Consider the following 10,657-nt stretch of genomic DNA (forward strand, 5'->3'; position numbering starts at 1 on the left):
TCGATCAGTCCTGATCGGGCCAGGTATCGGCGACGATCAACCGGCCCGCCGCCAGCAGCAGCGCGTAGTGCTCGGCGATCACGCCGGACGGATAGGTCGGCCAGAACGACACCGCCCCGGTCGCCTTGTCGATGACGTACACCGAGCCGCCGATCGGGATCGGCCGATCCGCCGGCGCGTGCAACGGCTGAATCGCGAAAACGGTGAATCCGTCGGCGAATTCGATGATCTGCCGATCGTGCCCCGGTTGGTCGGCGGGTAGGTGTTCGGTCGCCACACGAGTGGCCTCGGCCCGGTCGACCGGCGTGTGCGCGTCGGTCGGATAAGCATGGATGTCCACGTTGTTCACTCCTCGCGGCGATTGTCGTCGCCCTGATGCGATCGTGGGAGGACTTCGCTCAAATGCGCGAGCCCGGAAGAACGAGCGAGCCCGGCGTCCCTGCTCCCCCCTCCTGGAGCAGGCCCGGCCGGGCTCGCAAGAACTACTTTCCGGCATGGGCCCAGCAGGATCCTGAAGAGTTACTTAAGGCGCGGCGTTGTCATCGGCGCGGCCCACCGCGATATCCCCATATGACGGACAACTCCTGCGGTGCGCACTGCGCGCGCCTGTGCACCAGGGACGGGCTGGCCGAGGTGCTGGCCACCGATCGCGGCCTGCTGCACTGGCGGGCGATGCGCAGCCTCGGCGATGCCGGCCTGGCCGAGCACGCGGTGCAGGAGACCCTGCTGCGCGGCTGGCGTTCCTGCCAGGACTTCGACGGTCGCAAAGGCAGCGTGCGGACCTGGCTGCTGGCGATCGAACGCAATGTGATCATCGATATCGCGCGGGCCAGAGCCGTGCGGCCCGGTGATGTGGGCTGGGACGACATCACCGAGGTATCCGTCTGTGGCGGACCGGATTTCGCCGACGGACTCATCGACGGGCTGCTCGTCGACCAGCTGCTGGCCAGGCTCCCGGAACCGCAGCGCGCGGCGGTGACCGAGGTGATCCTGCACGACCGTGGGTACCGGGAAGTCGCCGCGGATTTCGGTGTTCCGGTGGGCACCGTGAAGACCCGGGTGCACTATGCGCTGCGATCCCTGCGGCAATTGCCAGAAGTTGCCTGAGATCGACAACTGATCGCCCATCTGGGCATCTGACCAGCGTCTTTTCATGCTTCCATCCAGTTACATTTCGGTAACTGTGCTTGCCCTGTGGGCGCCAACGTTGCAAGAGTGAACCACTGGGTTTGGTGTTACCAGGTGTTACCAATGGGAAGGGAGGGGTGCTCCGGTCCCGGAGCGCCGACCGAACATGCAACCAAACATCATCAAGGCCGGAATCTGCTCTACCGTCTCCGCCGCGGTGGTGGTGTCGCTGTCGGGGTTGGTCCCCGTGACCGCCCACGCCGCCCCTGAACCAGCAACCAGCGAGCAGCTCGCCGGTAAAACGATCTTCCTCGACCCCGGTCACCAGGGGTCGGCGCATTCGGAGGACCTGACCCGCCAGGTCGACGACGGCCGCGGTGGCACCAAGGACTGCCAGACCACCGGCATGACCTCGCTGAACGGCATCCCCGAACACACCATCAACTGGGACGTCGCCCAGCTCGTGCGGGCGTCCCTGGAAGCACTGGGTGCCGACGTGGTGCTGAGCCGCGCCGACGACACCGGGTGGGGCGGCTGCGTCGACGATCGCGCCCGCGCCGCCAACCAGTCCGGCGCCGACGTGGCCGTGAGCATCCACGCCGACAGCGCGGGCCCCGACCAGCACGGATTCCACATGATCGTGCCGCAGCTCCCCATTCCCGACACGGTCGCCGACAACGCGCAGTCCGGCGGTGGGCGGCTCGCGTCGAGCGCGGTCCGTGACGCCTACCTGGCGGCCGGCTTCTCGCCCGCGAACTACGCGGGCGTCCTCGCGGGCCTGCAGACCCGCGAGGATGTGGCAGGCCCGGCGCTGACGCAGGTGCCACTGGTATTCGTAGAGATGGGCAACGGCGCCAATGTCGTCGACGCCGCCCGGCTGGAATCGCGCGAAGGTCAGCTCGAGCACGCGGTCGCCATCACGACCGGCGTCGTCGGGTTCCTGCTGAACAAGCCGATCCCCGCCTTCGCCGCCGCACCGGGTCGGGTGCCGGTCGCGACCACCGCTCAGAAACCCGAGCGCGCACCCGCGGCCGATCCGGTCGAACCCTCGCAGCCGTCGAAGAAGCCCGGAGGGGCCACCGCGTCGACTCCGGAATCCGAGGGGACGGCACCGGCCAAGGCGCCGACCTCGACAACTGCCAAACCGGCAGCCCCCGTGCCCGACCAGGCACCGGCTGATCCGCCCCCGCTGCCCAGTGGCTCGAGCGATCTGACGGGACCGAACGGGGGTCCGACACCCGGCGGCGCCACCGGTCCCTCGGCTGAGGCAATCCCCGCGCGCGCCCCCATCGCGGATCCGGTTCCGGTGGCCCCCGTGCGCACCGCGGCACCCGGCGCCCCGGCCCGCACGGCGTCACCCGCGGCTCCCGCCGCACCCGCCACCCCGAAGAACCGCGGCACCGCACCCAAAACCGAGGCAACGCCGGACGAATCCAAGCTCGATCTGAGCACCCTCGGCGGCCCGATCACCACGGTCATGACGCTGCTCATGCCCCTGGCTCAGGCCCTCGGCATGGACCAATCGACCATCCCCGGCCAGCTGATCAATCTCGCGTACACCCTGGTAGGCATGGTTTTCGGCCCGTCCTGACAGTTCAGGCGCACCCACACCGCCCACTCCTGATCCAGGGGTGGGCGGCGTGCTGTGTGGCAGTGGGGAGGTGGCACCATGGGTGCGGTGATTCCTGTCGTGATCGTTGCTGGGTTTCTGGGTTCGGGGAAGACGACCCTGCTCAACCACCTGCTGCGCAACAACCGGGGCACCCGGATCGGGGTGGTTGTCAACGATTTCGGGGCGGTCAACATCGACGCGATGCTGGTGGCGGGGCAGGTCGACGCGATGGTCTCGCTCGGCAACGGGTGCGTGTGCTGCGCGGTGGACGTGTCCGAACTCGACGATCTGTTCGCGCAGCTGGCGCAACCGCGCAGTGCGGTGGATGTGATCGTGGTGGAAGCCAGCGGACTGGCCGAGCCGCGCAACCTGATCCGGATGGTGATCGCCAACCCGAACCCGCGCATCGGCTACGGCGGATTGGTCGAAGTGGTCGATGCCGAGCAGTTCACGTCCACCAGCACGCAACATCCTGAGCTGGTGACCCACCTGCGGATGGCGGATCTGGTGCTGGTGAACAAGGCCGACCGCGTCGAGGCCGCGGCGCTGGCCGGTTTACGCGCGCAGTTGGCCGACTGGGTGGGGCAGGTGCCGGTCTACGCGACAACGCACGGCCGGATCGATCCCGGCCTGCTGTTCGACGATCGGGTACCCGATGAGCCGAAAGTGGCCGAGCAGCTGAGTTTCGACACACTGCTCGACGACCATGACCACGACGACCCCGACCACCGGCATCTGCACGATGACTACGTCTCGGTGTCGTTCACGAGCGAGCGCGCCTTGAATCCCCGTGCGCTGGTGGGCTTTCTGGAGGATCCGCCCTCAGGTCTGTTCCGCGCCAAGGGATATGTGACCTTCGCGGTGGCAGGGGAGCGACGCAAGTTCGAAGTCCACCTGGTGGGCAGGCACGTGGTCTTCACCCCCGGCAGCTGGGCACGCGGCGAGCAGCGCGTCTCGAACCTGGTGCTGATCGGTGCCGGACTCGACGCGGACGCGGCGCTGAAACGCCTGCACGACACCGTCTTCGACGGTGAGACACCCTTGGACGAGCAGGAGATGCTCGGCGTGTGGCGTTACGCCGTGCAGTGACCATCAGCCGCAGGCGTTGACCCACTCCGAAAGTCCGTCGGCGAACAATTGCCGCTTCCAGATGGGCACTTCGTGCTTGATCCGGTCCACCAGTTCGGCACACACCGTGAACGCCTCGGCCCGATGCGGCGCGGCCACCGCCACCACGATCGCCAACCCGCCGATCGTGAGCGGCCCGATCCGATGCGTCGCCGCGACCGGAAGTCCGCTCGCCTGCGCCACTTCCGCGCAGATCGCGTGCAGGAAGCGCTCGGCCTGTGGGTGCGCGGAGTACTCCAGCGAGGCGACCGCTTGGCCGCCGTCGTGGTTTCGTACCTTGCCGGTGAACACCACGATCGCACCGAATTCCGGCCCGTCGACAGCCTTTTCGACAGCGAGGGGGTCGAGATCCTGATCGCTGATCGTGGCCAGCCGGACCGCACCGAAGTCACTCATGGTTGCCGCCTCCGGCTACTTGCGCTAGCAGATGATCCAACAAGGGTTCCAGCACGGCGATGCCGTCCTTCACCCCACCCGGCGAACCGGGCAGATTGACGACAACGGTGCGACCGGCCAGCCCGGCGACACCGCGACTCAGCGCCGCCAGGGGGAATTTCGCGGTCCCACGCTGCCGGATGGCATCGGCGACGCCGGGCAGTTCCCTGGTGAGAACGGCACGGGTGGCCTCGGGCGTCGCGTCGGTCGGGGAGGCGCCGGTGCCGCCGGTGGTAATGACGAGCGCGGGAGCTCCGCTCAGCGCATCGGTCAGTCCAGCGGCGATCTCGGCATCGGAGTAGACCAGCGGTCCCCGAACCGAAAACTCTTGTGCGGTCAGCCAATCGACGATGACGGGGCCGGTGGTATCGGTGCGTGTTCCCGCTGCGGAGCCGGTAGACGCGACGACCACGACGGCAGTCCGCGAAAAGCCCTGGGCATCAGCTGATTCTGCTTCAGCGCTACCTGCCGCATCGCCGCGAGCTTCGGTGGTCAGCGGCGCGGATTCGACACCGGCACCCGCGTTCACCTGCGCCAACCGGTCGAGCGCCGGTGCGCCGGTGTCGGACCGACCCTCCGGCCGCACCCAATGCCCGTGCTTTCCACCCTCTTTGGTGACCAGCCGGACCCCGTTCATCACCGCGGCGGGATCCACCGCTTTCACCATGTCGTGCAAGGTGAGCCCCGCGACGGCGACAGCCGTCAGCGCTTCCATCTCGACCCCGGTCGGGCCCTTCGTCTTGGCCGTCGCCTCGACGGTGATGCTCGTCTCGGTGAACCCGAACTCCACCTTCACCGACGACAACGCCAGCTGATGACACAGCGGAATCAGCTCGGAAGTCTTTTTCGCACCGGCGATTCCGGCCAATCGGGCGGTAGAGAGCACATCCGCTTTGGGCATACCCTCGGCCCGCACCAACGCGATCACCTCGGCGGTGGTCTGCAATTCGCCTGCGGCGACAGCGATCCGGGTGGTGTCGGCTTTCGCACTGACATCGACCATGCGCGCCCGACCCTCGCGGTCGACGTGGGACAACTCGCTCATAGCGACAAGATTCGCACAGGGACACCGGCGGCCAGCGAGGTGACCTCGGCGGGTACGTCGACGAGCACATCGGCCCAGGCCATGCCCGCGATGAGATGCGAGCCGGGACCCGAGATCACTTCGACCCCGGCCTCGGTCAACAGGCCGCGTAGGTATTGGCGGCGACCGGCAGGGGAGCGCAGCGGTGTCAGCAGGGTCGTTTCGCTGCTCGTGACCTCCGGCAGGCCGGCCAGCGCGCGCACGGCGGGGCGCGCGAACACCGCGTACGACACCATCGTGCTCACCGGATTGCCCGGGAAACTGAGTACGGGGACCTCGTCGACCACCGTGTAGCCCTGCGGTCCGCCGGGTTGCACCGCGACCGAGCCGAAAGTCCCGCCGAGCGGACCGAGCACATCCTTGACGACCTCGAAGTCGCCCTTGGACACGCCGCCGGAGGTGAAGACCAGGTCGGCGACGTCGGTCGCCGCGTTCAGCACCGAGGTGAACACCGCGGGGTCGTCGGTGCTGTGCGCGACCTCGACCACCTCGACACCGTCGGCCCGCAATGCCGCGGCCAGGGCGATGCCGTTCGAGTTGTAGATCTGCCCCGGCGCGAGCGTGCTCCCGGCGGGCCGCAGTTCGTCACCGGTGGTGATGCAGACGGCACGTAATCGAGTGCGCACCGGCACGGTCGGGAGGCCGACGGCCGCCAGCGCCGCGATATGCCGGGGGGCGAGCACCGTGCCCGCCCTGGCGACGAGCTCACCGGTCCGCACATCGGTACCGGCTTCGCGCACGAATTCGCCACGCCCACGTCCACGTTCGACCACGATCCGATGGTCACCGGCCTGCACATCCTCGACCGGCACCACACAGTCGGCACCGGGCGGGATCGGCGCACCGGTCATCACCTTCACCGCCGAGCCCGCGGGCAGCGCGTCGGTACCCGGCCTACCCGCCGCCACCACACCGGCTACCGGCAGCGTGACCGGCGTGACGGCCACATCGGCCGCGCGCACCGCGTAGCCGTCCATCGCCGAGTTACGGAACACCGGCAGGTCGATCGGCGACACCACATCGGCCGACAGGGTGCGGCCGAGCGCATCGGGCACCGCCACCCGTTCATCGGGGCGGTCGGCGAGATGGGCCAGCAGCGCGGCGACGGTGTCGCGGTACTCATCGACGCTGCGTGCCGACGCGGTAGCGGGCCGGGGAGTCATGCTGTCAGCTTAATCGCCGCTGTCGGGGCCGGTCAGGGTCGCGTTGCTCACGGTGGCGGGGCATTCGCGGTGAGCTGACGAGTTCGCGAAGAATCGGCCCGGCGCACGGAGTGTGACGGGCCTTACGAGTCATACTGTAGAGATGACGCTGGTCGAGATGGGGATACCCGCCGTGCGATCGGAGCGGCCGTCCCTGGACGGCAGGCCCGATACGCCGTTCCTCGTCGACCGCTTCGGCCGGATCGCCCGCGATCTGCGCGTGTCCATCACCGAGAAATGCTCGCTGCGCTGCACCTACTGCATGCCGGAGGAGGGCCTGCCGCCGATTCCGCGCCAGGAACTGCTCACCGCCGACGAGATCGTGCGGCTGGTTTCGCTGGCCGTGCGCGAGCTGGGTGTGCGTGAGGTGCGGTTCACCGGCGGCGAACCGCTGATGCGCCGTGAGCTGGAGCAGATCATCGCGGGCTGTCACGCGGCGGTGCCCGGCACCCCACTGGCCATGACCACCAATGGCGTCGGCCTGGAACACCGCATCCACAAGCTCGCTGCGGCCGGTCTGACCAGGGTCAATGTCTCCCTCGACACCGTCGACCGGGAAGATTTCACCCGCCTCACCCGCCGCGACCGCCTGGAATCGGTCCTCAACGGCATCCGGGCCGCGCGCGACGCGGGCATGGCGCCGGTGAAGGTCAACGCCGTGCTGATGCGCCAGAACCTGGCGGGCGCGGCCGACCTGCTCGCGTGGTGCCTGGCCGAACAATGTGAACTGCGATTCATCGAGGAAATGCCCCTCGACGCCGACCACGAGTGGGCCCGCGATCACATGGTGACCGCCGCCGACCTCCTCGACGTCCTCGGCGAGCGTTTCACGCTGACCCCCACCGTCCGCGCCGATCCCTCGGCTCCGGCCGAGAAATGGCTGGTCGACGGCGGACCGGCGACGGTCGGCATCATCGCGACCGTCACCCGCAAGTTCTGCGACAGCTGCGACCGCACCCGGCTCACCGCCGACGGCATGCTGCGCTCGTGCCTGTTCAGCGACCAGGAGTTCGACGTGCGCACCGCGCTGCGGGCAGGCGCCGACGACGACGAGGTCGCCGAGCTGTGGCGCGGTGCGATGTGGCAGAAATGGGCCGGTCACGGTATCGACGCCGCCGGTTTCGTCCCCCCGGAACGCACGATGGGAGCCATCGGTGGTTGAGGTCCGCTATTTCGCCGCGATCGCCGACGCGGTCGGCAAGAACACCGAATCACTCGACCTCCCCGACGGCGCCACCGTCGCCGACCTTCGAGCGACCCTCGCCGCCACCTACGGCTCGGATGTCGACGGCCTGGTCGGCGTCTGCGCCTTCCTCATCGGCGACGAGCTCACCCGCGACCCGTCGGCCATGCTCCGCGACCGCGTCGACGTCCTACCGCCCTTCGCCGGCGGCTGAGGGCCCATGGTCCAGAGCAAAGCCACGGACGTGGCGACCTACCTCGCCGAACTCCCGGACGCCCGCCGCGAGGCCGTGACCAGGCTGCGCGAGCTGTGCCTGACAGAGCTGACCGGCTTCACCGAGGTCATGTCCCACGGCATGCCCGCCTACGAACGCGACGGCACGGGCGAAGTCGCCTTCGCCAGCCAGAAGCAGTACATCTCCGTCTACCTACTCCGCTCCGACGTCCGAGCGGCCTTCGCCGACCGCCTCGCGGACCACGACATGGGCAAAGGCTGCCTACGCTTCCGCAAAGAACCGGACTATGACCTCGTCCGAGACCTGTTGCGCGCCATAGCATCCGGTGAAGGCGCGACGATCTGTTGAGCTAGCGGATCAACAGTCGGCCGACACACCTCCTAGCGCCACCAGGTGTCGAGGGGTGTCACCGGGACGGTGCGCTTGTGGCGGGTGTTGGTGAAGATCGATTCCACGCGTGCGGCCACCTCGGGGGTGACGTCCTTGCCTTCGAGGTAGTCGTCGATCTCGCTGTAGCGCAGGCCGAGGGCTTCCTCGTCGGGCAGGGCGGGGCGGTCGTCTTCGAGGTCGGCGGTGGGGACCTTCGACCAGATCGAGGCGGGGGCGCCGAGTTCTTGCAGCAGGGCCGCGCCCTGGCGCTTGGTGAGACCGGTGAGGGGAGTCAGGTCCACACCGCCGTCGCCGAACTTGGTGAAGAACCCGGTGACCGCTTCGGCCGCGTGATCGGTGCCGACCACCAGCAGGCTTTCCTGGCCGGCGAGGGCGTACTGGGCGACCATCCGCTCGCGCGCCTTGATGTTGCCGCGCACGAAGTCGCGTAACCGCTCGTGATCGAGCGCACCCGCGACCTCGACGCCCACGGCATCGGCGCTGGGGCGAATGTTCACCACGACCGTGCGATCGGGGTCGACGAAGTTCAGCGCGGTCTGCGCGTCGTGCTCGTCGGCTTGCACGCCGTAGGGCAGCCGCACCGCGAGGAACTTCGCCTCGACACCGTCGGCGCGCAGCTCCTCGACGGCCAGCTGGCACAGCCGACCGGCCAGCGCGCTGTCCTGCCCGCCACTGATCCCGAGGGCGAACCCCTTGGCCGGGGTGGTTGCCAGGTAGTCCTTCAGGAAGTCGACGCGCCGCCGGACCTCCTGCTTCGGCTCGATCTCGGGTAGCACACCCAATTCGGCAATGATCTGTTCACGCAGTGTCCCCATGCCGTCTCACTCTACTTGTGGGGCAGGGGAAACGACCCGGCGAACGAGCCATTCCCAGTTGTCGCCGATCTGCGTACGTGTGTAGCCGAGCACCTCGACCTGGTGGATGACCAAGGCCGCCGACAGCGTGGACAGCAGTGTGTCGGCGATCAGCGGGACTTCACCGTCGACCCCGGCCGCGCGCAGGAGCAGCGTGACGTGCGCCTTGTGCAGGCCGTACGGTCCGTCACCGAAGCGCCCGTTCTTCTCCGCGGCCTGGTGCAGATCGCCCTCGACCTCGATATCGAGCAGCCGGGTGCGCCCGAACGCGATCAGCCGTTCGACGGGGTTCGCCGCGGGACCCAGCGGCGCGGGCCCGAACATGAACGCGGCCTGGAACTTCTGCTCGGAGTGATCCAGCAGGGCGAGCATCAACCCGGTGCGATTGCCGAATCGGCGAAAGACCGTGCCCTTGCCGACACCCGCGCGCTTGGCGAGCGCGTCCATCGTGAGACCGTCGACGCCGTGCTCGCGCACCAATTGCTGGGCCGCGTCCAGCAACAGGGCGCGGTTGCGGGCGGCGTCGGCACGTTCGACCGGCTCCGCGCTACCGGGCAGTGGCCGCCCGATGCCGAGCAGGGGCGGCTCGTCGGACCTGGGTGTGCCATAGCTCACGCCGCTCACACGTCCTCCGCGGGAAGTAATCGGACCGAGGTCCGGTTAATGTCGAATGAAACTTGGATCATCCCACTGAGTACACCAGGAGTCGCCATGAGCGAGACCCGCATCCTCACTCTCGTCGGAAGCCTGCGCGCGGGCTCCATCAATCGCCGCCTGGCCGAGGCTGCCGCGCAGACCGCGCCCGCCGGTGTCGACATCGCCATCTATGAGGGTCTCGGCGAGATCCCGTTCTACAACGAAGACCTGGACGTGCCCGGCGCGGTGCCCGCGCAGGCCGAGGCGCTGCGTGCCGCCGTCGCCGCGGCCGATGCGGTCCTGCTGGTCACTCCCGAATACAACGGCACCCTGCCCGCCGTGCTGAAGAACGCCATCGACTGGGCCTCGCGTCCGTATGGCGCCGGTGCGATCAAGGGCAAGCCGGTCGCCGTGGTGAGCGCCTCGATCAGCCCGAACGCCGCGGCGTGGGCGCACGGCGACGCCGTCAAGTCCGTCGGCGTGGCGGGCGGCGTCGTCGTCGAGTCGGCGCACGCGCAGTTCGCGACCATCGGCGAGCGTTTCGCGCAGGCTCATCCGGCCGAGGATGCCGAGGCGCTGACCCAGCTCGGCGCGACCGTGCACGAGCTGGTCGCCGCGGTGAACGGCACCTTGATCTCGGCGTAAGCTGGGCCTTCGGCAGGGGGGGGGGGGGGGGCGAGCGGGGGGGGCGCCCCCGCCGGCGGGGGGGGGGTGTGGTTTATAAAAACATGGAAACACATACATGAGGATAAAACAGATATTAATGTGTT

13 protein-coding genes are annotated in these 10,657 nt (G+C 68.5%); 7 read left to right on the forward strand and 6 right to left on the reverse strand.

What is annotated here, in order from left to right:
- Positions 1-4: 4 nt before the first annotated feature.
- Positions 5-340: a hypothetical protein gene (locus ACFWPX_RS11655; RefSeq protein ID WP_378927369.1), complete on the reverse strand. Its 336-nt coding sequence runs from the start codon at positions 338-340 to the stop codon at positions 5-7.
- A 230-nt stretch (positions 341-570) separates the two neighbouring features.
- Here ACFWPX_RS11655 and ACFWPX_RS11660 point away from each other — a divergent pair, with 230 nt between their 5' ends.
- The 3 genes from ACFWPX_RS11660 to ACFWPX_RS11670 all read left to right on the forward strand — a co-directional run bounded on the left by ACFWPX_RS11660 (position 571) and on the right by ACFWPX_RS11670 (position 3,829).
- A complete protein-coding gene (locus tag ACFWPX_RS11660) occupies positions 571-1,107 on the forward strand; it encodes a sigma-70 family RNA polymerase sigma factor (RefSeq protein WP_378927371.1) in 537 nt (178 codons plus the stop codon).
- Positions 1,108-1,294: 187 nt separating this feature from the next.
- Positions 1,295-2,719: an N-acetylmuramoyl-L-alanine amidase gene (locus ACFWPX_RS11665; protein WP_378927373.1), complete on the forward strand. Its 1,425-nt coding sequence runs from the start codon at positions 1,295-1,297 to the stop codon at positions 2,717-2,719.
- Positions 2,720-2,797: 78 nt separating this feature from the next.
- Positions 2,798-3,829, forward strand: a complete 1,032-nt coding sequence (locus ACFWPX_RS11670; RefSeq protein WP_378927375.1) for a CobW family GTP-binding protein — start codon at positions 2,798-2,800, stop codon at positions 3,827-3,829.
- A 3-nt stretch (positions 3,830-3,832) separates the two neighbouring features.
- Here the strand turns inward: ACFWPX_RS11670 and ACFWPX_RS11675 are convergent, their stop codons facing one another.
- Genes ACFWPX_RS11675 through glp form a run of 3 tightly spaced genes read right to left on the reverse strand, consistent with a single transcriptional unit; the run spans position 3,833 to position 6,550 of the window.
- Positions 3,833-4,264 carry a molybdenum cofactor biosynthesis protein MoaE gene (locus ACFWPX_RS11675; RefSeq protein ID WP_378912658.1) on the reverse strand — a complete coding sequence of 144 codons (432 nt, stop codon included), beginning with the start codon at positions 4,262-4,264 and terminating at the stop codon, positions 3,833-3,835.
- Positions 4,257-5,348 carry a bifunctional molybdenum cofactor biosynthesis protein MoaC/MoaB gene (gene moaCB, locus ACFWPX_RS11680; protein WP_378927377.1) on the reverse strand — a complete coding sequence of 364 codons (1,092 nt, stop codon included), beginning with the start codon at positions 5,346-5,348 and terminating at the stop codon, positions 4,257-4,259. Before moaCB ends, ACFWPX_RS11675 begins: the two co-directional genes overlap by 8 nt.
- Positions 5,345-6,550, reverse strand: a complete 1,206-nt coding sequence (gene glp, locus ACFWPX_RS11685; protein WP_378927379.1) for a gephyrin-like molybdotransferase Glp — start codon at positions 6,548-6,550, stop codon at positions 5,345-5,347. The genes moaCB and glp overlap by 4 nt, the downstream gene beginning before the upstream one ends.
- A 142-nt stretch (positions 6,551-6,692) precedes the next feature.
- Between glp and moaA the strand changes: the two genes are divergently transcribed.
- The 3 genes from moaA to ACFWPX_RS11700 are packed head-to-tail and all read left to right on the forward strand — an operon-like array spanning position 6,693 to position 8,355.
- A complete protein-coding gene (gene moaA, locus ACFWPX_RS11690) occupies positions 6,693-7,751 on the forward strand; it encodes a GTP 3',8-cyclase MoaA (RefSeq protein WP_378912655.1) in 1,059 nt (352 codons plus the stop codon).
- The gene (locus ACFWPX_RS11695) at positions 7,744-7,986 is read left to right on the forward strand and encodes a MoaD/ThiS family protein (protein ID WP_062983935.1); all 243 of its coding nucleotides are present in this window, start codon (positions 7,744-7,746) and stop codon (positions 7,984-7,986) included. The genes moaA and ACFWPX_RS11695 overlap by 8 nt, the downstream gene beginning before the upstream one ends.
- Positions 7,987-7,992: 6 nt before the next feature.
- Positions 7,993-8,355, forward strand: coding sequence for an iron chaperone (locus tag ACFWPX_RS11700; protein ID WP_378927380.1), 363 nt, complete (start codon positions 7,993-7,995; stop codon positions 8,353-8,355).
- Between the two features lie 32 nt (positions 8,356-8,387).
- Here ACFWPX_RS11700 and nadE read toward each other — a convergent pair whose 3' ends face one another.
- On the reverse strand, positions 8,388-9,212 hold the full coding sequence (gene nadE / locus ACFWPX_RS11705) for an ammonia-dependent NAD(+) synthetase (protein ID WP_378927382.1): 825 nt from the start codon (positions 9,210-9,212) through the stop codon (positions 8,388-8,390).
- Between the two features lie 6 nt (positions 9,213-9,218).
- Entirely contained in the window at positions 9,219-9,866 is a 648-nt protein-coding gene (locus ACFWPX_RS11710) for a TetR/AcrR family transcriptional regulator (protein WP_378927384.1), read from the reverse strand.
- Between the two features lie 96 nt (positions 9,867-9,962).
- Here ACFWPX_RS11710 and ACFWPX_RS11715 point away from each other — a divergent pair, with 96 nt between their 5' ends.
- Complete coding sequence (locus ACFWPX_RS11715) at positions 9,963-10,532, forward strand: NAD(P)H-dependent oxidoreductase (protein WP_378927386.1); 570 nt, start codon at positions 9,963-9,965, stop codon at positions 10,530-10,532.
- The last annotated feature ends 125 nt before the right edge of the window (positions 10,533-10,657 follow it).

The organism is Nocardia sp. NPDC058518, from assembly GCF_042719655.1.
GTDB lineage: Bacteria > Actinomycetota > Actinomycetes > Mycobacteriales > Mycobacteriaceae > Nocardia.